General features: G+C 64.2%; 18 protein-coding genes. 9 read left to right on the plus strand and 9 right to left on the minus strand.

Going from position 1 to position 22,376, the window contains the following annotated elements:
• Positions 1–30 precede the first annotated feature (30 nt).
• Together NKI79_RS08615 and NKI79_RS08620 are read right to left on the minus strand one after the other, a co-directional pair.
• On the minus strand, positions 31–1,773 hold the full coding sequence (locus NKI79_RS08615) for a hydantoinase B/oxoprolinase family protein (protein WP_352801019.1): 1,743 nt from the start codon (positions 1,771–1,773) through the stop codon (positions 31–33).
• A gap of 1 nt (position 1,774) precedes the next feature.
• Positions 1,775–3,859 (minus strand): hydantoinase/oxoprolinase family protein, encoded by a 2,085-nt coding sequence (locus NKI79_RS08620; protein WP_352801020.1) that lies wholly within the window; start codon positions 3,857–3,859, stop codon positions 1,775–1,777.
• A 218-nt stretch (positions 3,860–4,077) separates the two neighbouring features.
• Here NKI79_RS08620 and NKI79_RS08625 point away from each other — a divergent pair, with 218 nt between their 5' ends.
• The 5 genes from NKI79_RS08625 (at position 4,078) to NKI79_RS08645 (ending at position 10,287) form a co-directional block, all read left to right on the plus strand.
• Positions 4,078–4,905: a ferredoxin--NADP reductase gene (locus NKI79_RS08625; protein ID WP_352476915.1), complete on the plus strand. Its 828-nt coding sequence runs from the start codon at positions 4,078–4,080 to the stop codon at positions 4,903–4,905.
• Positions 4,906–5,068: 163 nt separating this feature from the next.
• Positions 5,069–6,118 (plus strand): deoxyribose-phosphate aldolase, encoded by a 1,050-nt coding sequence (deoC, locus tag NKI79_RS08630; RefSeq protein ID WP_352476913.1) that lies wholly within the window; start codon positions 5,069–5,071, stop codon positions 6,116–6,118.
• A 13-nt stretch (positions 6,119–6,131) separates the two neighbouring features.
• Positions 6,132–8,504, plus strand: coding sequence for an aldehyde dehydrogenase family protein (locus tag NKI79_RS08635; protein ID WP_352801022.1), 2,373 nt, complete (start codon positions 6,132–6,134; stop codon positions 8,502–8,504).
• A 176-nt stretch (positions 8,505–8,680) separates the two neighbouring features.
• The gene (locus tag NKI79_RS08640; RefSeq protein WP_352647991.1) at positions 8,681–9,412 is read left to right on the plus strand and encodes an SDR family oxidoreductase; all 732 of its coding nucleotides are present in this window, start codon (positions 8,681–8,683) and stop codon (positions 9,410–9,412) included.
• 29 nt (positions 9,413–9,441) lie between these two features.
• Positions 9,442–10,287: a fumarylacetoacetate hydrolase family protein gene (locus tag NKI79_RS08645; RefSeq protein WP_352801024.1), complete on the plus strand. Its 846-nt coding sequence runs from the start codon at positions 9,442–9,444 to the stop codon at positions 10,285–10,287.
• A 162-nt stretch (positions 10,288–10,449) separates the two neighbouring features.
• On the opposite strand, the gene NKI79_RS08650 is transcribed toward NKI79_RS08645, so the two are convergent.
• The 6 genes from NKI79_RS08650 to NKI79_RS08675 all read right to left on the minus strand — a co-directional run bounded on the left by NKI79_RS08650 (position 10,450) and on the right by NKI79_RS08675 (position 16,754).
• Entirely contained in the window at positions 10,450–11,448 is a 999-nt protein-coding gene (locus NKI79_RS08650) for an ABC transporter ATP-binding protein (RefSeq protein WP_352476910.1), read from the minus strand.
• Between the two features lie 15 nt (positions 11,449–11,463).
• Positions 11,464–12,525 (minus strand): Gfo/Idh/MocA family protein, encoded by a 1,062-nt coding sequence (locus NKI79_RS08655; protein WP_352801026.1) that lies wholly within the window; start codon positions 12,523–12,525, stop codon positions 11,464–11,466.
• A complete protein-coding gene (locus tag NKI79_RS08660; RefSeq protein ID WP_254815738.1) occupies positions 12,522–13,361 on the minus strand; it encodes a carbohydrate ABC transporter permease in 840 nt (279 codons plus the stop codon). Before NKI79_RS08660 ends, NKI79_RS08655 begins: the two co-directional genes overlap by 4 nt.
• Before the next feature lie 8 nt (positions 13,362–13,369).
• A complete protein-coding gene (locus NKI79_RS08665; protein WP_352507070.1) occupies positions 13,370–14,293 on the minus strand; it encodes a carbohydrate ABC transporter permease in 924 nt (307 codons plus the stop codon).
• Positions 14,294–14,532: 239 nt separating this feature from the next.
• Entirely contained in the window at positions 14,533–15,792 is a 1,260-nt protein-coding gene (locus NKI79_RS08670; RefSeq protein WP_352476907.1) for an ABC transporter substrate-binding protein, read from the minus strand.
• Between the two features lie 2 nt (positions 15,793–15,794).
• Positions 15,795–16,754 (minus strand): N-acetylmuramic acid 6-phosphate etherase, encoded by a 960-nt coding sequence (locus tag NKI79_RS08675; RefSeq protein ID WP_352476906.1) that lies wholly within the window; start codon positions 16,752–16,754, stop codon positions 15,795–15,797.
• A gap of 200 nt (positions 16,755–16,954) precedes the next feature.
• Between NKI79_RS08675 and NKI79_RS08680 the strand changes: the two genes are divergently transcribed.
• The 4 genes from NKI79_RS08680 to nagA are packed head-to-tail and all read left to right on the plus strand — an operon-like array spanning position 16,955 to position 20,818.
• Positions 16,955–17,836 (plus strand): glucosamine kinase nucleotide-binding domain-containing protein, encoded by an 882-nt coding sequence (locus NKI79_RS08680; protein WP_352801029.1) that lies wholly within the window; start codon positions 16,955–16,957, stop codon positions 17,834–17,836.
• Complete coding sequence (locus tag NKI79_RS08685) at positions 17,833–18,615, plus strand: GntR family transcriptional regulator (protein WP_254815733.1); 783 nt, start codon at positions 17,833–17,835, stop codon at positions 18,613–18,615. The genes NKI79_RS08680 and NKI79_RS08685 overlap by 4 nt, the downstream gene beginning before the upstream one ends.
• Positions 18,612–19,643 carry an SIS domain-containing protein gene (locus tag NKI79_RS08690; RefSeq protein ID WP_352476903.1) on the plus strand — a complete coding sequence of 344 codons (1,032 nt, stop codon included), beginning with the start codon at positions 18,612–18,614 and terminating at the stop codon, positions 19,641–19,643. The genes NKI79_RS08685 and NKI79_RS08690 overlap by 4 nt, the downstream gene beginning before the upstream one ends.
• The gene (gene nagA / locus NKI79_RS08695; protein WP_352801032.1) at positions 19,640–20,818 is read left to right on the plus strand and encodes an N-acetylglucosamine-6-phosphate deacetylase; all 1,179 of its coding nucleotides are present in this window, start codon (positions 19,640–19,642) and stop codon (positions 20,816–20,818) included. Before NKI79_RS08690 ends, nagA begins: the two co-directional genes overlap by 4 nt.
• Here nagA and NKI79_RS08700 read toward each other — a convergent pair.
• On the minus strand, positions 20,815–22,338 hold the full coding sequence (locus NKI79_RS08700) for a malonate--CoA ligase (RefSeq protein WP_352801034.1): 1,524 nt from the start codon (positions 22,336–22,338) through the stop codon (positions 20,815–20,817). The two genes, nagA and NKI79_RS08700, sit on opposite strands and share 4 nt — an antisense overlap.
• Between the last annotated feature and the right edge of the window lie 38 nt (positions 22,339–22,376).

Consider the following 22,376-nt stretch of genomic DNA (forward strand, 5'->3'; position numbering starts at 1 on the left):
CGCAAATGAGGGAAATCCGGGGTCGCGCCATCAGCCGGCGCGCCTCTTTTCCGTGGCTGCCCGGTCGATCCCCAATCCATCCGCCGAGAGAGCGACCCCGAACCTTTCGGCGGCTTCTGCGGGCGTGTAATAGCCCAGCGCGACATCCCTCGCCACAAGATCGGCGTCCCGCTGCAACGGATCGCCATAGCCGCCGCCGCCCGGCGTGCCGACGCGCACGCGGTCGCCGGCTTTCAACGCGATGTCCTGCTCCTTGGACAGGTGCGGCGGCACATGTTCCTTGCCGTCGCGGAACACGGTCACCGTGTTGACCGCGCCATCCTTGCCGCCGAGCGCGCCTTGCGGGCCGAAGCGGCCGTGGTCCATGACGAAAGAGGCACGTGCATCACCGCGCAGGATTTCCACCTCATAGGCAAGCCCAAAACCGCCGCGATGCTTGCCGGCGCCACCGGAGCCTTCGCGCAGCGCATAGTGGCGGTAGAGCACCGGAAAGGCCTGCTCCATAATCTCGACCGGCGGCGACTTGGAGATGCCTATGGTCGAGCAGCCATTGGTCAGGCCGTCGTGATCGGCATTGCCACCATAGCCGCCGCCCGAGATCTGGTACATGACATAATCGCGGCCGCGCGCCGGGTCGTTGCCGCCGAGTGCGAAATTGCCGCTGGAGCCAGCCGGAGCCGCCGTCACTCTGTCCGGCAGAGCCTGCACCATCGCCGCGAACACCGCCTCGGCGATGCGCTGCGAAACCTCGGCTGCGCAGCCCGATACAGGGCGCGGATATTTGGCGTCGAGGAAGGTGCCTTCCGGCCGCTTGACGATCAGCGGTTCGAAGGCGCCGGCGCTAATCGGCACATCCGGGAAAATATGGCGCATGGCGAGATAGACCGAGGACAAGGTCGTCGCCAGAACGCTGTTCATCGGCCCGGCGCAGGGTTTTGATGAGCCCGAGAAGTCGAAGCTGAGCGTGTCGCCTTTTTTCTCGACTGCCAGCGCGATGATCAGCGGCTCGTTTACCACCCCGTCTGAATCGACGAAGGCCTGCGAGCGATAGATTCCGTCGGGAATGGTCGATATGTTGACGCGCATCTGTTCAGCGGCGCGGCGCCGCAATTCGGCGATCGCTTGGACAACCGTTTCGTGTCCGTAACGATCCAGGATTCCATTGAGCCTGTCCTGGCCGATCAGCAGTGCCGCCGCCTGCGCGCGGATATCGCCAATGCGCTGGTCGGCAACACGGATGTTGGAGCAGATGATGGCGTAGATCTCCGGGTCGAGCACGCCCTTCTTGAACAGTTTCACCGGCGGCAACCGCAAGCCTTCCTGCTCGACCGCCGTTGCCGAGGCGGAGAAGCCGCCCGGCACCGAACCGCCAATGTCAGGCCAATGGCCGGTGTTCGACAACCAGCAGAAGATCTTCCCGTCCCGGTAGACCGGCATGGCGAAGCGCACATCCATCAGATGGGTGCCGCCGAGATAGGGATCGTTGACGATGTAAATATCGCCCGGCTCGGGCGGCAGGCAGCGTCCGTCGGCGATCATCTCGATCACCGTTTTGGTCGAATACTGCATGACGCCGACGAACACCGGCAGACCCTGGCTGCCTTGCGCGATCAGCGAACCATCGAGCGCCGAATAGATGCCATCCGAACGGTCATTGGCCTCGGCGATAACAGGCGAGAACGCGGCGCGCGAAAACGTCAGGTCCATTTCGTCGCAGACCTGCTGCAGGGCCGCCTGGAGGACCGAAAGCGTAATAGTGTCGAGCTGCGCCATCTCAGGCCTCGCCGATATCGATGATGATGTTGCCGTCGGCATCCGACCGCGCCCGGTCGCCGGGCTCGAGCACTGTGGTGGCGTCCATCTGTTCGAGGATCGCCGGCCCCATGATGACTGCGTCGAGCGGCAGCTTTTCCCTGCTGTAGACCGGCGTATCGTACCAGCGCCCGCCATACCAGACCGGCCGGATTTCGCGCCGCGCCTCTTCGAGTGTTTTGGCGCGCCCAGCCGGGTCGATCAGCCGGGACAGATCGATCGTCGGCCGCACGCCGGTGACCGACGTGTTGAGGTTGACCAGATTGGCGCGGATTTCCGGTAGCTCGACCTTGAAGCGGGCGAAATAGGCACTCTCGAACAGTTGCTGCAGTACCTGGCGTGTCACCGCAGACGAGGGCAGCAGCACGTTGATGATATGCGTCTGGCCGACGAACTGCATGTCGGCGGAATGCGTGACGCGGATTGCTTCCGGCTTCACCGCTTCCTTGCCGATCAGCTCCTCGCCTTCGTTTCGGTGCCGTTCCAATGTCTCGTGGAGTTGGGCTTCATCGAGACTGGCCACCGGCTGGTTGACCGTGTTGACGAAATCATGGCGCAGATCGGCGACGACGCAGCCGAGAGCATTGGTGATGCCTGGCCGCGCCGGCACCAGCACTTTCGGCAGGCCTAGTTCGCGCGCCAATGCCGTCGCATGCAGCGGACCGGCGCCGCCGAAGGCGAACAGCGCGAAATCGCGCGGGTCGTGGCCGCGCGACACCGAGACCATGCGGATGGCGCCGGCCATCTTCACGTTGCCGAGCCGCAGCACCGCACCCGCCGCCTCGACGCCGGACAAGCCTGTGGCGCGGCCGATCCTGTCCTCGAATATGCCGGTGACCCGTTCGACAGTGACCGGGTTTTCCACCGCGAGCAGCTTCTTCGGCGCCAGCCTGCCGAGCACCAGATTGGCGTCGGTGATGGTCGGCTCCAAGCCGCCGCGTCCGTAGCAGATTGGCCCGGGATTGGCGCCGGCGCTTTCCGGGCCAATCTGGATCAGGCCTGCCGCATCGATGCGGGCGATCGAGCCGCCGCCGGCGCCGACCGTATGCACCGCCACCATCGGCACGTGGATCGGCATCGCATATTCGATCTCGATCTCGTTCGACACTGCCGGCTCGGCGTTGCGGATCAGCGCCACGTCGGTCGAGGTGCCGCCCATGTCGTAGGTGACCAGGTTTTCGAAGCCGGCGCGTTTGCCGGTATAGGCGGCAGCAATGACGCCGGAAGCGGGGCCGGACATGACGGTCTTGGCCGACTCACGTGTGACAAAGCGGGCCGAGATCATACCGCCATTGCCGTTCATGATCAGGAAGTCGCGGGCGTAGCCTTTTGACGCCAGCTCCTTGCGCAGCCGCCCGACATAGCGTTCGAGGATCGGCTGCACCGAGGCGTTGACCGAAGCGGTCACGCCGCGCTCGAATTCGCGCGCTTCCGAAAGCAGGGCGTGGCCTGTCGTGATGTAGTCGTTCGGCCAAAGCTCGGCCGCTATCTCGGCGGCGCGCCGCTCATGCGCCGGGTTGGCGTAGGAATGCAGGAAATGGATGACCAGGGATTCGCAGCCGGCTGCGATCAGTTGTGAAATCGCTGTCCGCATCTCGGCCTCGTCGAGCGGAATGCGCACCGCGCCCGAGGCCTCGACCCGCTCCGACACTTCGAGCCGCAGATTGCGCGGAATGATCGGGATGAAGGTACCCGTCATGCCATAGGCCTGCGGCCGTGTCCGCCGGCCAAGCTCGATGACGTCGCGAAAGCCGCGCGTGGTGATCATGCCGGTCTTGGCCAGCCGGCGCTCCAGGACCGCGTTGGTGGTCGTCGTCGTGCCGTGCACGATGAGGTCGATGCCGTCGACCGGAAATCCGGTGGCGCCAAGTGCCGAAACGACGCCGAACGCCTGGTTGTCGACTGTCGTCGGGGTCTTGGCGATGTGCACCCGGCCACCGTCACGGCCGTCGATCAGAAGGAGGTCGGTAAAAGTTCCGCCGACATCGATACCGGCGACGACGCTGCCAGTCGAATCCAGCGCTTGCGCCGAAAAATTCTGTCCCATTGTCGAAACCCGAAATGCCCGAACTGCCTACATGCCTTAGTTTGGAAAGCTGTTTTACGGCGGCGTCTTGACGCAAATATCGTTTGTATACTAATAAATTCCGGACACAAGAGCTTACCGCTTCGGAGTGTGCAAACGGCACGCTGGAACCTGACCGGTTCGGGCGCGCAGGTGGAGATTTGGCGCCGGCGCTGAGCCGGCCCAGAAGGTTAGGTTTGATGAACACCACATCCGCGTTCAACACAGCCGGCGCCCGGCCGTTGCAGTTCCCGATACCGGCCAATGTCTATGCCGAAACCGTGGTCTCGGTGAAGCATTATACCGACCGGCTGTTTTCGTTCCGCATCACCCGGCCGCAGTCGCTGCGCTTTCGCTCCGGCGAATTCGTCATGATCGGCCTGCCCAATGCCGAGAAGCCAGTGTTCCGCGCCTATTCGATCGCCAGCCCGTCCTGGGACGACGAACTCGAGTTCTTCTCGATCAAGGTGCCGGACGGCCCGCTTACCTCGGAGCTGCAGAAAATCGAGATCGGCGATACCGTCATCATGCGGCAGAAGTCGACGGGCACGCTGGTGGTCGACGCGCTGACGCCGGCCAAGCGCCTGTTCATGATCTCGACCGGCACCGGCATTGCTCCCTTCGCCAGCCTGCTGCGCGATCCCGATACTTATGAGAAGTTCGAGCAGGTTATCCTGACCCATACCTGCCGCGACAATGCCGAGCTCACCTACGGCCAGGAACTGGTGGCCGCACTGGAGAACGATCCGCTGATCGGCGAGCTTACCGGCGGCCGCGTCACGCTGTATAATTCGACGACGCGCGAGACCTCCGAGCGCATGGGCCGCATCACCGCGCTGATCGGCTCGGGCAAATTCTACACCGATCTCGGCATCGACAGGCTCAATCCCGAGACCGACCGCATCATGATCTGCGGCTCGATGCATATGCTCAAGGACGTCAAGGAGCTGGCTGAAAGCCACGGCTTCCAGGAAGGCTCGCTGCATCATCCGGCAAGCTTCGTCGTCGAGCGCGCCTTCGTCGGCTGAGACGCGGCAGTTCAGAGTCTACTGGTTCGCGACCCTGATTTTGACCATACGGTCAAAAGTCGGCTGCCTCGACCGTCTTTTTCCGCTATGACCGCTTGAAGGACTCGTGAAGCGCTGCTTCACGGTCTATCTTCGGCATAACTCGCTGAACAAGGGGCAGGAGATGAGCAGCACAATCCGCGAAACCGATCTCGGCACGTCCAAGATCACGCCGCTGCCGGCGCGCGCCGCCGCCAATGCGCCGATGCCGCAAGCCCATGGCATTGCCCGCAATCCCGGCATGAGGCTCGATCTCGGCTTCATGGAATCGATGCGCAGCGTCAACCGCTCGGCGCTGGAACGCCGCGTCGCCAGCCTGACCAAAAGACGCTCGATCAAGGCCGATAACCAGGCGGCCTGGCTGCTGCGCGCCGTCGCCTGCATGGACCTGACGACGCTGAACTCGAATGACACGGAAGAGCGCGTGCGCCGGCTCTGTGCCAAGGCGGTCAACCCGTTCCGTCGCGACATCGTCGAAGGGCTCGGCATTACTGGTGAAAAGATCCGCCCGGCGGCGGTCTGCGTCTATCATCCCTTCGTCGCCACCGCCGTCGAAGCGCTGCGCGGCAGCGGCGTCCATGTCGCCGCCGTTTCGACCGCCTTCCCGCATGGACTTGCACCGCTTTCGACGCGCCTGCAAGAGATCGAAGCATCGGTCCGCGACGGCGCCGACGAGATCGACGTCGTCATCCCGCGCGGCTTGGTATTCGGGGCGAAATGGCAGGAGCTCTATAACGAGATCGTCTCGATGCGCGCAGCTTGCGGCGAGGCGCATCTGAAGGTGATCCTCGGTACCGGCGACCTCGCCACGCTGCGCAACGTCATGCTCGCCTCGATGGTGGCGATGATGGCGGGTGCAGATTTCATCAAAACCTCGACCGGCAAGGAAAGTGTCAACGCGACGCTGCCGGTCGGCCTTGCCATGGTGCGCGCGATCCGCGCCTATTTCGAGGAAACCGGCTATCTCATCGGCTTCAAGCCGGCCGGTGGCATTTCCACGGCAAAAGCCTCGCTCGATTGGCTGGTGCTGATGAAGGAAGAGCTTGGCCGGCCGTGGCTGGAGCCGGAGCTGTTCCGCTTCGGAGCATCGAGCCTTTTGACCGATATCGAGCGCCAGCTCGAGCATCATCTGACCGGCCACTACTCGGCCAATCATCGCCACGCGATGGCGTGATTCGGAGCGCTTCATGAACATCCTCGAACGCTATCACGCCATGGATTACGGGCTGGCGCCGGAAGCCCGCAACGAGGCCGATGCCTGGCTGGCCGCGCGGGATTTCGGCAAAGCGCTGTTCATCGGCGGCGACTGGAAGGCAGCCAGCGGAGGCAAAACCTTCGACACCAGCGATCCGTCCTCGGGAAAGCTGCTGGCCAAGGTGTCGGGCGCTGGTGCCGCCGATATCGACGCGGCGGTGTCGGCCGCCACAAAAGCGCTGCCGAAATGGAGCGCCAGCACCGGCTACAGCCGAGCCAAGGTGCTCTATGCCATCGGCCGCGCCATGCAGCGCCACCAACGGCTGTTCGCGGTGCTTGAGACAATCGACAATGGCAAGCCGATCCGCGAAAGCCGCGACATCGACGTGCCGCTGGCGATCCGCCATTTTATCCATCATGCCGGCTGGGCGCAGACGCTGGACAGGGATTTTCCCGGTCACAAGGGCGTCGGCGTCGTCGGCCAGATCATCCCGTGGAACTTCCCGCTCTTGATGCTCGCCTGGAAGATCGCGCCGGCGCTCGCCGCGGGCTGCACCGTGGTGCTCAAACCCGCGGAATTCACGCCACTCACCGCGATCCTGTTTGCCGAGATCTGCGCACGCGCCGGCGTGCCGAAGGGCGTCGTCAACATCGTCCAGGGCGGGCCGGAGGCGGGCGCGGCCATCGTCAACCATCCCGGCGTCCAGAAGATTGCCTTCACCGGTTCGTCCGAGGTCGGCAAGATCATCCGCAAGGCCACTGCCGGCTCGGGCAAGAAACTTTCGTTGGAGCTCGGCGGCAAGTCGGCATTCGTCGTTTTCGAGGATGCCGACCTCGACAGCGCCGTCGAGGGTCTGGTCGACGGTATCTGGTTCAACCAGGGCCAGGTGTGCTGTGCCGGCTCGCGCCTTCTGGTGCAGGAAGGCATCGCCGACGCCTTCATCGCCAAGGTCAAGACGCGGATGAGCCGGCTGCGCGTCGGCAGCCCGCTCGACAAGAACACCGATATCGGCCCGCTGGTCGATTTGACTCAGCTCGATCGCGTCAAGGGCCTGATCGCCGACGGCGCCAAGCAGGGCGCGATCTGCTGGCAGCCGGACTCGGCACTGCCCGCCGCGGGCTATTACCATCTGCCAACGCTGGCGACCGGTGTTTCGCCGGCTAACATCTTGGCACAGGAAGAGGTGTTCGGGCCGGTACTCGCCACCATGACCTTCCGCAACACCGAGGAAGCGATCGAGCTCGCCAACAACACACGCTATGGCCTGGCCGCTTCAGTGTGGAGCGAGAACATCAATCTTGCCCTGCACGTCGCGCCGCAATTGAAGGCCGGCGTCGTCTGGGTCAACGGCACCAATATGTTCGACGCCTCCTGCGGCTTCGGCGGCTATCGCGAGAGCGGCTTTGGTCGCGAAGGCGGGCGCGAGGGCATGTTCGAATATCTCTCGGCAAAACTGCCGCTTGGCCCGATCATCAAACCGGCAACGTCTTCTGCCCAACCTGTCGAGCAGGCGGAAGTTGGCGCCATCGACCGCACGGCAAAGCTGTTCATCGGCGGCAAGCAGGTCCGGCCGGACGGCAATTATTCCTTGGCCATCGCCAGCGCCAAGGGCAAGCTTGCCGGCGAGGTCGGTCTCGGCAACCGCAAGGATATCCGTGACGCCGTCGCGGCCGCGCGCGCCTGCAAGGCCTGGCCGGAGGCGACCGCCTACAACCGCAGCCAGGTACTCTACTACGTGGCCGAAAACCTTTCCGGCCGCGCCGACGAGTTTGCCGCCCGTTTGATCCAGCTCACCGGCGCGACCGGCAAGGCGGCGCGTGACGAGGTCGAGCTGTCGATCGAGCGCCTGTTCCTCTATGCCGGCCTGGCCGACAAATTCGAGGGCCGCGTCCACCAGCCGCCGGCCCGCGCCGTCACGCTGGCGCTGCACGAGCCAGTCGGCGTCGTCGGCATCATCGCACCGGACAATGCGCCTCTGCTTGGCCTGATCTCGCTGATGGCACCGGCGCTTGCCATGGGCAACACCGTAGTCGCAGTGCCATCCGAAAAATACCCGCTGCTTGCCACCGACCTCTACCAGGTCATCGAATATTCCGACGTTCCGGCGGGCGCCATCAACATCGTTACGGGCCGTAGCGCCGAGCTGGCCGGCGTGCTGGCCAAGCACGACGATGTCGACGGGCTCTGGATGTTCGCCGATGCCGAGACCTGTGCCAAGGCGGAGGCCGAGTCCATCGGCAATCTCAAGCGTGTCTGGACCGGCAACGGCCACAGTCTCGACTGGGCGTCGAGCGAAGCAGCCGGCGATGCCTTGCTGCGCCGTGCGATCGAAGTCAAGAACGTCTGGGTGCCCTACGGCGACTGAGTGTCCCGGAGGGGACGTCCGGGCTTGACGGGCCAACAGATGTTCTTTACCGAGAAAAAACATTTGGGCGGCAGGCGAATACCGAAACAGGCGGATGGTACTGTCCGCCTGGCACATTGCGCCCGGCCTTGTGCCGGTAAAAAGCCGAACGATTAGAGACGGGCGAGGAGAAAAGCATGGCAGATCTGACTGGCAAGGTCGTTGTCGTCACGGCGGCGGCGCAAGGCATCGGCCGGGCAAGTGCGCTGGCGTTCGCCAAGGCCGGCGCCGTCGTCCATGCCACCGACATCAACGAGGTGGTGCTCGCCGATCTCGGCAAGACGCCCGGTATCAAGACCCGCAAGCTCGACGTGCTGAACGACGAGGCGGTGAATGCCGCTTTTGCCGAGATCGGCGCCGTCGATGTGCTGTTCAATTGCGCCGGCTTCGTCCATTCCGGTTCGATCCTCGAGATGAAGGACGGCGATCTCGACTTCGCCTATGATCTCAATGTCCGCTCGATGATCCGCACCATCCGCGCCGTGCTGCCCGGCATGCTGGAGCGCGGCGACGGCTCGATCATCAACATGGCGTCGCTGGCCAGTTCGACCAAGGGCGTGCCGAACCGCTTCGTTTACGGGCTGACCAAGGCAGCCGTCATCGGCCTGACCAAATCGGTCGCCGCCGACTATGTCGGCAAGGGCATACGCTGCAATGCGATCTGTCCGGGCACGGTCGAAAGCCCGTCACTGCAGGATCGCATGCATGCGCAGGGCGACTACGAAGCAGCTCGTGCCGCCTTCATCGCCCGCCAGCCGATGGGCCGCCTCGGCACGCCCGAGGAAATCGCCGATCTCGCCGTCTATCTGGCCGGCGCCACCTATACGTCGGGGCAGGCTTATAATATCGACGGTGGCTGGTCGATCTAAGCTCATCTCAAATCAAGGAGAGGAATTCTATGAAACTGCTGCGCTATGGCGAGGCGGGGAACGAACGCCCCGGCCTGCTCGATGCCGATGGAACGATCCGTGACCTCTCCGCCCATGTCACCGACATTGCCGGCAAGGCGCTTGACCCGGCATCGCTCGAGACATTGTCGAAGCTCGATCCGAAATCGCTGCCGGCGGTTTCCGGCAAGCTGCGGATCGGCGCCTGCGTCGCCGGCACCGGCAAATTCATCTGCATCGGTCTCAACTATTCCGACCACGCCGCCGAAACCGGCGCTACCGTGCCGCCGGAACCGATCATCTTCATGAAGGCAAGCTCGGCTATTGTCGGGCCGAATGACGACGTGCTGATCCCGCGCGGCTCGGTCAAGACCGACTGGGAGGTCGAGCTCGGCGTGGTCATCGGCAGAAAAGCGAAGTATGTCACCGAGGCCGAGGCGCTGGATTATGTCGCCGGCTATTGCGTCGCCCATGACGTCTCCGAGCGCGCGTTCCAGGCCGAGCGCCAGGGCCAGTGGACCAAGGGCAAGAGCTGCGACACGTTCGGGCCGATCGGCCCGTGGCTGGTGACCAAGGACGAGGTCAAGGACCCGCAGAACATCCCGATGTGGCTGACGGTCAACGGCAAGACGATGCAAAACGGCTCGACCAAGACCATGGTCTTCGGCGTCGCTTATCTCGTGTCCTATCTCAGCCAGTTCATGTCGCTGCACCCCGGCGACATCATCTCGACCGGCACGCCGCCCGGCGTCGGCCTCGGCATGAAGCCGCCGGTGTTCCTGAAGCCCGGCGACGTCGTCGAGCTCGGCATCGAAGGGCTGGGCATCCAGAAGCAGACGTTCAGGGCTGACGTGTAGCGCACCCTTCCCTTCTCTCCTTGTGGGAGAAGGTGTCGCCGAAGGCGACGGATGAGGGGTGCTCCAGCTTGGCAACGACGGCACTCCGTCCAGCACCCCTCAACCGTCTTGGCGCTGCGCGCCAATCCACCTTCTCCCACAAGGGGAGAAGGAAAAGAGCAGCTACTTCAGCACCCTCCCATCGGCCCCAAACCGGTACGTCTTCGCCGGATCCGGCGTCGCGTACAGCGTGGCACCAGGTTCGGCGTTATAGACGCCAAAAATGCGCACGGTGATCAAGCCAGCCTTCTCGCAGTCGAGATAGAGATTGGTGTCGGCGCCAAGATGCTCGGCATGGACAACCGTGCCTTTCCAGGCACCGGATTTCGCATCGACGGTCAGGTGCTCGGGACGGACACCGATGGTCTTGGCCGTCTCGCCAAGCCTGGCCCCGTCGACGAAGTTCATCTTCGGTGAGCCGATGAAGCCGGCGACGAATTCATTTGCCGGCGAATTGTAAAGCTCCATCGGTCCGCCGATCTGCTCGATCTTTCCCGCGTTCAGCACGACGATCTTGTCGGCCAGTGTCATCGCCTCGACCTGGTCGTGGGTGACATAGATCATCGTGGCCTTCAGCCGGCGATGCAATTGCGCGATCTCCAGCCTGGTGTTGACGCGCAGCGCGGCATCGAGGTTGGACAGCGGCTCGTCGAACAGAAAAAGCTTGGGCTCGCGCACCACGGCGCGGCCGATGGCGACGCGCTGGCGCTGACCGCCGGAAAGCTCGGCCGGCCGCCTCTCTAGGTAGGGCTCCAGCGACAGCATCGACGAGGCGATGCCGATGCGGCGGTCGATCTCCGCCGCCGGTGTGCCCGCCTGCTTGAGGCCGAGGCCCATGTTGTTCTTCACCGTCAGATGCGGATAGAGCGCATAGGTCTGGAACACCATGGCGATGCCGCGTTTGGCCGGCGGCGTGGCGGAGACGTCCGCCCCATCGATCACCACGCGGCCCGAGGTCGAGTCCTCCAGCCCGGCAATGACCCTGAGCAGCGTCGACTTTCCGCAGCCGGATGGACCGACGAAGACGACGAACTCGCCATCCGTCACCTCGAGGTTGATGCCCTTCAGCACCTCTACCGGCCCGAAGGCCTTTTTGACATTCTCGATGTTCAGCGAGCCCACGGCTTCGTCCCTGTTCTAGAGTTTCACGGCGAGGCCGCTGCGCACGCTCTCGTCGGCGGCAAGGCAGACGGCGAGCGACTTCACCGCGTCGTCCATATGGCGGGTCAAGTCGAGATCCTCGCGGATCGCCTTGAGCACAAATGCCTGTTCGAGATCGCAGAGATCCTGATGGCCTGGTTCGCCCTCCATCGACAGCATCTCGTCCGGCTTGGCGAACTTGCCGTCCGCGCCGGTCGCCGCACTGTGCAGGCGGATGGTCGAGGTCTTGGTATGGGTGTCGATGTCGTCGGACCTGACACCCTCCTTCATGACGATCGACACGCAGCCATTGGGCGAGATCACGTCCTTCACGAAGAAGGCCGTCTCCGAGATCATCGGCCCCCAGCCGGCCTCGTACCAGCCGACCGAACCATCGTCGAACAGCACCTGCAGGTGGCCGTAATTATACATCGTGGGCGCAATCTCGTCGGTCAGCCGCAGCCCCATGCCGCGCACCTCGACCGGCCTGGCGTCGGTGATCTGCAGCATCACGTCGAGATAATGCACGCCGCAATCGACGATCGGCGACGTTGTCTGCATCAACTGCTTGTGCGTCTCCCAACTATGGCCGGAGGATTGCTGGTTGAGGTTCATGCGGAACACGTAAGGGCCGCCGAGCTTACGCGCCTCGGCGATCAGCCGGATCCAGGACGGATGGTGGCGCAGGATGTAGCCGATCACCAGTTTTTTGCCGTTGGCCTTGGCTGCCGCGACCACGCGCTTTGCATCGGCGACGGTGGTTGCCAGCGGCTTCTCGAGGAAGACATGGCAGCCGGCCTCGAACGCCCTCACCGCATAGTCGGCATGGCTGTCGGAATAGGTTGCGATGCAGGCGACGTCAGGACTCTCGTCGCGCAGCGCCTGGTCAAAGGAGCGCCTGATGCCATGACTGGCGAGCCCGGCCGGCAACGGCACGTCGGAGCGATTGACCAGTGCCGCGATCTCGAAGCCCGGATTGGTATGGTAGGCCAGCGCATGGCTGCGGCCCATATTGCCGAGACCGGCGACGACGACGCGCAGAGGTTGTTGCGAACTCACTTGACCGCTCCCGAAGTAATGCCGCGGATCAGCTGCCGCGAGAAGATGACGTAGAGGATCAGCACCGGCATGATCGCCAGCGACAGTGCCGCCAGAATGGCGTTCCAGTTGGTGACGAACTGGCCGAGGAACAGCTGGGCGCCGAGCGTCACTGTCTTGGTCTCCTCCGACGGCGCCAGGATCAGCGGGAACCACAGATCGTTCCAGATCGGGATCATGGTGAAGACCGCGACCGTCGCCATCGATGGGCGCACCAGCGGCAGCACCAGCCGGAAAAAGATGGTGTATTCGGACAGGCCGTCGATCCTGCCCGCATTCTTCAGATCGTCCGAGACCTGCTTCATGAATTCCGACAGGATGAAGACGGCAAGCGGCAGGCCCTGCGCCGTGTAGACCAGGATCAGCGCCGTCAGCGTGTTGACCAGCCCGCTCGCCACCATCAGCTGCAGGATGGCGACGGTGCCGAGGCGGATCGGGATCATGATGCCGAGCGCCAGATAGAGTCCCATCAGCGAATTGCCGCGGAAGCGGTATTCCGACAGCGCGAACGCAGCCATGGCGCCGAACAGAAGCACGAAGAACAGCGAGGCGACGGTGACGACAAGGCTGTTCTGGAAATAGTGGATGAAGTCGCCCTGGCCGATCACCGTGGCGTAGCCGATCAGGTCGAACGTCCCTGGCGTCGGCGGCGTCAGCGGCGCGCCGAAAATCCCTGCGCGCGATTTGAACGAATTCATGATGACGAGGATGACCGGAAACAGCGCGATGGCGGTGTAGGTCAACAGGATCGCGTGGGCGCCAATGGTGCGGGGCAGCGAGCGGGTTGCCGTGCTCATGTCGCGCCTCAGAACTGGTAGCGACGCAAGCGCGTCTGCACGAGGAACAGATAGACGCAGACGCCGCCGAGGATGATCAGGAACATCATCGTGGCGATCGCCGCGCCCATGTTGGGATCGCCGACCTGCAGCTGGAAACCGAAGAAGGCGCGGTAGAGGAAGGTGCCGAGAATATCCGTTGAATAGTTCGGCCCGGCCAGCGCGCCTTGCGCGGTGTAGATCAGGTCGAAAGCGTTGAAATTGCCGACGAAGGTCAGGATCGAGATGATGCCGATCGACGGCAGGATGAGCGGCAGCTTGATCTTCCAGAACTGCGCCATCCCGGTGATGCCGTCGCATTCGGCCGCTTCGATCACCTCTTCGGGAATGGACAGCAGTGCCGCATAGATCAGCATCATCGGGATGCCGACGAACTGCCACACCGAGATCAGGCTGAGCGCGGTCAGCGCATATTGCGCCTTGCCGAGCCAGGGCGTGAACAGGCTTTTCAGGCCGACAAGGTCCATCATATGCGGCGCCACGCCCCATAGCGGCGACAGGATCAGCTTCCAGGCGAAGCCGACAATGACGAAGGACAGGATCGTCGGCACGAAGATCGCCGTGCGGTAGAAGGCGGAAAACCGAAGCCTGGGGCTGGACAGAAGTGCGGCCAAAAGGACGCCGATCGGGTTCTGCACCAGCATATGGATGACGAAGAACCAGACATTGTTCCTGAGCGCGTTCCAGAAATTGACTGACCAGTTGGGATCACCGAACAGCATGCGGAAATTTTCCAGTCCGACGAAGACCTGCGACTGATTGATGTTGCGGAACAAGGAAAGCTGCAGCGTGCCGGCCAGAGGCAGGATCATGATCGCCGTATAGACCAGCAACGCCGGCGCCAGGAAAACGCCGATATGCCAACGGAACGGTCTTTTCGGTGCTGCGGCCATGCATTCGGTCCCCGGATCAGGTCTTGCAATTGCCGTCAAAGGGCGCGGCGCCTCCCTCTCCCTCGAGGGGAGGGTGCCTCGCACAGCGAGGCGGGTGGGGTCGGCCGATGCGGCCCGCCATCGTGGTTTCGACCGTGCTTTCCAGCAGCGATCAAGCCGCAGCCTGCCTCGACCGACCCTCTCTGTCGCCTTCGGCGACATCTCCCCATCGAGGGGGGAGACAACGCTTCGCCGCGCTCTTACTTCGCCGGCTTATACCAGCTGTCGAGGCCGTCCTGCAGCTTCTTGGCGGCAGCTTCCGGCGTGTCGGTGCCGTTGATGACGTTGGCCGATTCAACCCACGTCTCGTTTTCGAGGTTCGGCGTGCCGCGCGACAGGATCTGGTAGGTCGAGCGGATCGTCGACTTGCACTTGCCGCGCCAGGAGACGAATTCCTGGGCCAGCGGGTCTTCCATCTTCACCGGGGTGTTGTTCAGGCTGAAGAAGCCCGGCAGCGCGTTGGCGTAGATTGTGGCGAAATCCGGCGAGGCCACCCAGGACAAGAAGGTCTTGGCCGCATCCGCATTCTTCGAGGCCGCATTGAGGCCCATGCCGATGTCGGTGTGGTCGGAGATGTAGCAGGTGTCGCCGGCCTTCTGCACCGGCGGCGGGAAGGCGCCCATCTTGAACTGCGCCTGCGTGTTGAACAGGCCGATCTCCCACGAGCCGGCCGGGTAGATGGCGGCGCGGCCGAGCGTGAACAGGTTCTGGCTGTCCGGATAGGTCTGCGCCTCGAAGCCGTCGCCGAGATAGTCCTTCCACCTGGCCAGTTCCTTGAAGGGCTCGACCCACTGCGGATCAGTCAGCTTCTGCTCGCCCTTGATCAGCGCCAGGCGGCCTTCCTCGCCCTTCCAGTAGTTCGGGCCGATGTTCTGGTAGCCCATGGTCGCCGCTTCCCAGAGGTCCTTGGTGCCCATCGCCATCGGGATGTAGGTGCCGTCGGCCTTGATCTTGTCGAGCGCGGCGAAGAATTCGTCGCGCGTCTCCGGCACCTTGATGCCGAGCTTGTCGAAGGCGTCCTTGTTGTAGATGAAGCCATGGATGACGGAGGCCATCGGCACGCAGAAACTCGACTTGCCGTCGTCGGTCTGCCAGGCGGCCTTGGCGACGTCGGAAAAGTTCTCCATGCCGGGCAGGGTCGAGATGTCGGCGAGGTTGCCCTTCTTGAAGAGCTCCAGCGACTTGTCGAACGGGCGGCAGGTGATCAGGTCACCGGCCGAGCCGGCGGCGAGTTTGGCACCGAGGGCGGCGTCATATTCGGTTGGCGCCGACGGCGCGAACACCACCTTGATGCCCGGGTTCTTGGCTTCGAAGGCCGGGATCAGCTTGTCCTTCCAGATGGCAAGGTCGTCGCCGCGCCAGCTTTCGATGTTGAGCGTTACGTCGTCGGCGTAAGCCACCCCGGCGGAGCCGAGAATGCTGGTGCCGAGAAGAAGTGCCGTCAGTAGCTTCGTTGTCATGCTCAGTCTCCCTGTTGACCTTTTTCAGGTTCGGTTTTGATGAGAACAGAGGCATTGCGCCCCTTGCTCCCCTCGATTGCGGAAAGGGCTGGCCGCAGCTTGTGGCCGGTCCCTTCCAGTATCTTCTCGGCCGCATCGGCGCTGGTGGCGCCGGCGGCGAGCAGAATGGCGGTCTTGACGGCGCCGCCGCTCTTTTCGAGCAGGCGCGCCGCCTCGTCCTTGTCGCGCCCGCTGACGGCGGCAACGATGCGTGCGGCGCGGTCGCGCAGCTTGATGTTGTCGGCCATGAGGTTGACCATGTAGCCGTCATGGACATGGCCGAGATGGATGGCGGCCAGCGTCGACAGCATGTTGAGCGCGATCTTCTGGGCGGTGCCGGCGCCCATGCGCGTCGAGCCGGCAATCAGCTCCGGCGGCGTTTCGAGCAGGATGGCGATGTCGGCCAGCCGCAGCAGCGGCGCATCCCTGTTGTTGGCGATGGCAATCGTCGCCGCACCGCGGCGCCTGGCTTCCTCGATCGCGCGGACAGCGTAAGGTGTCGAGCCGCTCGCCGAGACGGCGATCAGGCAATCGCTATTGCCGATGCCGGCGGCGGCGACCGCTGCCGAAGCTTCGTCAACGTCATCCTCAGGCCCGCCGGCCAGTGTCCTGAAAGCTTCGTCGCCGCCGGCGATCAGGATGGCGATGCGGTCGCGCTGGATACCGAAAGTGCCCGGCAGTTCCAGCGCATCGGCCAATGCCATCAGGCCCGAGCTGCCGGCGGCCGCATAGGCGAGCTTGCCGCCGCTTTTCAGCCGGGTTGCGATAATTTCGGCTGCCGCGGCAATGGCAGGAATGGCGCCGCGTACGGCCTTGGCGGCCTCGATCTGTGCGTTGGCCAAAGAGGAAAGGATGGCGTCCGGGGCCTGGATGTCCAGTCCCTCGGCATTGTGGTGAAGCGCTTCGGTGCGCGTTTCGGCCATCCGCTTTCCTCCAATCCAGAAAACAATACCAAAAAAATACCACTTGTCCACACGCATTAATGAAATCCCTACGTTCGGGATAGGCCTGCAGACGAAATCCGCTGATTTCTCAACAAACTAGGCCTTAACTTTTTTGAAATGGAAATTAACCCTTGGCTATTGGTATTTTATTGGTATTATCCGCCCCGAGGAGAAATCGCGTGAAATTCGTGCTCGGCATCGATGGCGGCGGCACCAGCTGCAGGGCGGCCCTTGCAACGGCCGACGGCAGCGTCCTCGGCCGCGCCAAAAGCGGCGCCGCCAACATCCGCACCGATCTCACCGGCGCCAGGACGAACATCGTCGACGCGGCGCAGCAGGCCTTTGTCGCCGCGGGCAGGGATCCCGCACTGATCCCGCAAACGCCGGCCGTTCTCGGCCTGGCCGGCGCCAATGTCGGCACCTATAGGCAGCAGCTCGAAGCGATCCTGCCGTTCCGCATCAGCCGTGTCGAGACCGACGCCGAAATCGCGCTGGAAGGTGCGGTCGGCTCCGGCGACGGCGCCGTGGCCATCCTCGGCACCGGCACCGCCTATATGGCGCGCAGACAAGGCAAGTCGCGCGCCATCGGCGGCTGGGGGTTCCAGGTCGGCGACCAGGGCAGCGGCGCCCGCATCGGCCGCGACCTGCTTGAGCAGACGCTGCTCGCCTATGACGGCATCCGCGAAGGCTCGCCGCTGACGCAGGCCATGCTCGCCATCTTCCGCAACAATCCCGAGGATGTGGTCGAATTCACCACCAACGCCAAGCCCGGCGATTTCGGCGGCTTCGCGCCCAAGGTGTTCGAACACGCCGAAAAAGGCGACGTCGTCGCTATCTGGATCCTCGACAAGGCGGTCGCCGATGTCGAGGCAGCGCTTGGCGTACTCGACCTGGGCGGCGACGATCCGCTCTGCCTGCTCGGCGGGCTGGCGCCGCTTTACGCGCCGCGCCTGTCGGCCCGCTACCGGGCGCTGCTGAAACCGCCGCTCGACGACGCGCTGGGCGGCGCGGTGCAGATGGCGGTTCGGATTTTCGCAAACACGGCGGAAACAGCGCGATGAGCGAGGCCGCCGACCAGATATTCACGGCGCTGAAACAATCGTCGCAGAGCGGCGCGCCGCTCTATCTGCAGCTGAGGAAGAGCATCGAGGATGCGGTCAAACGCGGGCTGATCGGACCGGGCGATGCGCTGCCTTCCGAGCGCGACATCGCCAGCAAGGCCGACATTTCGCGCGTCACCGTGCGCAAGGCGGTGCAGGACCTGGTCAAGGGCGGCATCCTCGTCCAGCGCCATGGTTCCGGTACCTTCGTTGCGCCGCGCATGGAGCGCGTCGAGCAGTCGCTGTCGATGCTGACCTCGTTTACCGAAGACATGGCGCGGCGCGGCATGGCGGTGCGTTCAGCCTGGCTCGACCGCGGCCTCTATCCGCCGTCGCCCGACGAGATGATGGTGCTCGGCCTGGCGTCGAACGAATTGGTGGCGCGCGTGGCGCGCCTGCGCATCGCCAACGACACGCCGCTGGCGATCGAGCGCGCCTCGCTATCAACAAGCGTGCTGCCCGATCCGGCGGCGATCGGTTCGTCGCTCTACGCGGCGCTGGAAAAGACCGGCAACAGACCGGTGCGGGCCGTGCAGCGCATTTCCGCCACCAATCTCGGCGATGGCGATGCGCATCTGCTCGAAGTGCCGCCAGGCATTGCCGGCCTGCATATCGAGCGTATCTCCTATCTGGCGAGCGGCAAGGTGATCGAGTTCACCCGCTCCATCTACAGAGGCGACGCCTATGATTTTGTCGCCGAACTCCGGCTAAGCGGGCCGGGCGAAGAGGGCCGGTCATGAGCGCAACAATTACCCATATGCGGCGCGAGATCGACGAGATCCCGGAGGCCACCGCGCGCCTGCTCGACGGCTCGGCCGCGGTGCTGACCGAGGCCGGGCGCGGCATTCGCGAGCGCGACCCGAATTTCGTCGTCACCGTGGCGCGCGGTTCGTCCGACCATGCCGCAACCTTCATGAAATATGCCGTGGAGCTGACCGCCGGGCTGGCGGTTGCATCGGTCGGCCCGTCGATCGCCTCGATCTATGGCGCCAAGCTGAAGCTGGGCGGCTCGGCCTGCCTGGCGATCTCGCAGTCCGGCAAGAGCCCGGACATCGTCGCAATGGCGCAGGCGGCGCGGGCCGGCGGGTCGCTGACCGTCGCCATCACCAACACTGCCGATTCGCCGCTCGCGCGAGCCTCGGATTACGCCATCGATATCTTGGCCGGACCGGAGCTCAGCGTCGCGGCGACGAAGACCTTCGTCAATTCGGCGGTCGCCGGCCTCGCCTTGATGGCGCACAGCACCGGCGATGACAAACTTCTGGCAGCACTCGCCCGCCTGCCGGAGCATTTTCGCAAGGCGATCGCTTGCGACTGGATGGCGCTGGCAGCGGCACTCGAGACGCCGAAATCGCTGTTCATCCTTGGCCGTGGCCCGTCGGCGGCGATCGCCAACGAGGCGGCGCTGAAATTCAAGGAAACCTGCGCCATGCACGCGGAAGCCTATAGTGCCGCCGAGGTCATGCACGGCCCGCTGGCGCTGATCGGTCCCGGCTTCCCGGTGCTGGCTCTGGCTGCTCGCGATGCGTCCGAACCGTCGGTGGCCGATGCCGCCGACAGCCTGGCCGGCAAGGGCGCCGCCGTCTTTGTGACGTCGAACAAGGCAAGGAGCGCACAGCCGCTGCCGCATGTCGCAACCGGTCATCCGCTGACCGATCCACTGACGCTGATCGTGTCGTTCTATGGTTTCGTCGAGGCTTTTGCTCGCCATCGCGGTCTCGACCCCGACACGCCGCCCAATCTGCGCAAGGTGACGGAAACGCTATGAGCGATCGCTTTGCCCTGACCGGCGCCCGGATTTTCGATGGCGACGACTGGCACGACAATGCGGCGCTTGTCGTGCGCGACGGCCTCGTCGAGGCCGTCGTTGCCGCCGGGGCTATTCCACCCGGTGTTGCGCGTATCGAGACCGGCGGCGGCATGCTGGCGCCTGGCTTCGTCGATTTGCAGGTCAATGGTGGCGGCGGCGTCATGCTCAACGACCATCCCGACGTCGCCTCGATCGAGACCATCTGCCGGGCGCACGCACCCTTCGGCACGGCGGCGCTGTTGCCGACGCTGATCACCGACACGTCCGAGATCACCGCCGCGGCGGTTGCGGCCGGAGCCGAGGCGGCACGGAGGAAGGTGCGAGGGTTCCTGGGCCTGCATCTTGAAGGGCCGCATCTTTCGATCGCCCGCAAGGGCGCGCATGACCCGGCCCTGATCCGGCCAATGCTGGGCCCCGACCAGGCGATGCTGATCGCCGCACGGAAAAATCTGCCCGTGCTGCTGACGACGGTGGCGCCCGAATCCGTCGAGCCCGGCCAGGTGTCGGCACTTAGCAAGGCCGGCATTGTCGTCAGCATCGGCCATTCCGATACCGGCTATGCCACGGCTCGCGCCTTTGCCGAGGCCGGCGCAACGGTGGTCACCCATCTGTTCAATGCGATGAGCCAGATCGGCAATCGCGAGCCAGGGCTGGCTGGCGCCGCAATCGATACCGGCACATTCTATGCCGGCATCATCGCCGACGGTATCCATGTCGATCCGGCCACCATGGCGATCGCTTTGCGCGCCAAGCAGGGGCCGGGCAAGATCCTGCTCGTCACCGACGCCATGGCGACGATCGGTACCGACATGACCTCGTTCACGCTGAACGGCCGCACCATCCACCGCAAGGATGGCAGGCTGACACTTGCCGATGGGACGCTGGCGGGCGCCGATCTCGACATGATTTCCGCGGTGCGCTTCGTGCACCGCGTCGTCGGTCTCGACCTCGACGAGGCCTTGCGCATGGCCTCGCTCTATCCGGCGCAAGCGATCGGCCAGTCGCACCAGCTCGGGCGTTTCGCCAAAGGCACCACCGCCAACATCGTTTCGCTGTCGGACGATCTGGACATCAAAAGCGTGTGGATCGACGGCGCCAAAGTTTTTGCAGCCAACGCTATCCCTCCGGCTTAGCCGGCTTTGGACGTATAGAGGTCCTTATAGGTCTCGCGCAGCAGGTTCTTCTGCACCTTGCCCATCGTGTTGCGCGGCAGTTCGTCGACGAAGACCACCCGTTTCGGATGCTTGTACCTGGCGAGGCGCCCGGCGATGGCCTCGATGATCCCCGCGGCGCTGATGGTCGAGCCCGGCGCCCGCACCACGACCGCGGTGACGCCTTCGCCGAAATCCGGGTGGGCAACGCCGATGACAGCGCTTTCGGTGACGCCGGGCAGCGCGTCGATCTCGCTCTCGACCTCCTTCGGATAGATGTTGTAGCCGCCGGAAATGATCAGGTCCTTGCCGCGCCCGACGATGTGAACATAACCGTCGGTATCGATCAGCCCGAGATCGCCGGTGATGAAGAAACCATCGTCACGGAATTCCGCTTTGGTCTTTTCCGGCATGCGCCAGTAGCCGCAAAAGACGTTCGGGCCCTTGACCTCGATCATGCCGACCTCGCCCCGGGCAAGTGTTTCGCCGCTCTCGGGATCAGTGATGCGCAGCGAAACGCCGGGCAAGGGGAAGCCGACCGTGCCGGCACGCCGCTCGCCCTCGTAAGGGTTCGACGTGTTCATGTTGGTCTCGGTCATGCCGTAGCGCTCGAGGATGGCGTGGCCGGTGCGCTCTCGCCAGGCTCTGTGCGTCTCGGCCAAAAGCGGCGCCGATCCGGAAATGAACAAGCGGATGTTTTTCGCCGCTTGCCGGTTCAAACCGTCCTGCTGCAGCAGGCGGACGTAGAAGGTCGGCACGCCCATCAGGACGGTGGCGCGCGGCAGCAGCGAGACGATGCGGGCCGGGTCGAATTTGGTCTCGAACAGCATCGAGGCGCCGGCCATCAGGACGACATTAGTGGCGACGAAAAGGCCATGCGTGTGGAAAACCGGCAGCGCGTGAACCAGCACGTCTGCGGCGGTGAAGCGCCAGAGGTCGACCAGCACCCGCGCATTCGAGGCGAGGTTTTCGTGGCTGAGCATGGCGCCTTTCGAACGGCCGGTCGTGCCGGACGTGTAGAGGATCGCAGCAAGGTCGTCCGGTCCGCGCGCCACATCGTGGAAGTCCACGGCCGCCTCAGAGGCGCGATCGGTCAACGAACCCTCGCCCTGGCTGCCGAGTGTCACGACCGCAGCGCCCGAGGCCTGCGCCAAGGCGCCGATTTCGCTCACAAGCGCCGGGTCGCAGACGACCAGGCGTGGCTCGGCATCGCTGAAGAAATAGTCGAGCTCGGTCAGCGTATAGGCGGTGTTGAGCGGCAGGAAGATCGCGCCGGCACGCAGGCAGGCGAGGTAAAGGAAAATGGCCTCGGGGCTCTTCTCGACCTGAACGGCGACGCGGTCGCCGGCTTCGACGCCCAGCCGCGACAGCGCATGCGCCAGTTGTGCGGAGCGCGCCAGCATATCGCCATAGCTGATCGAGCGCCCGTCCTCTGCCTCCATCAAAAGCCGTCCGGGCGCGGGCATCCGGGCACGGAAAGCATCAAACAGATGGTTGCTCATGTTTACCCCGAGCGGCTGACTCCGGCCGGACGGCGGCG

Origin of the sequence: Mesorhizobium sp. M0340, assembly GCF_040321535.1 — a bacterium.
Classification (GTDB): domain Bacteria; phylum Pseudomonadota; class Alphaproteobacteria; order Rhizobiales; family Rhizobiaceae; genus Mesorhizobium.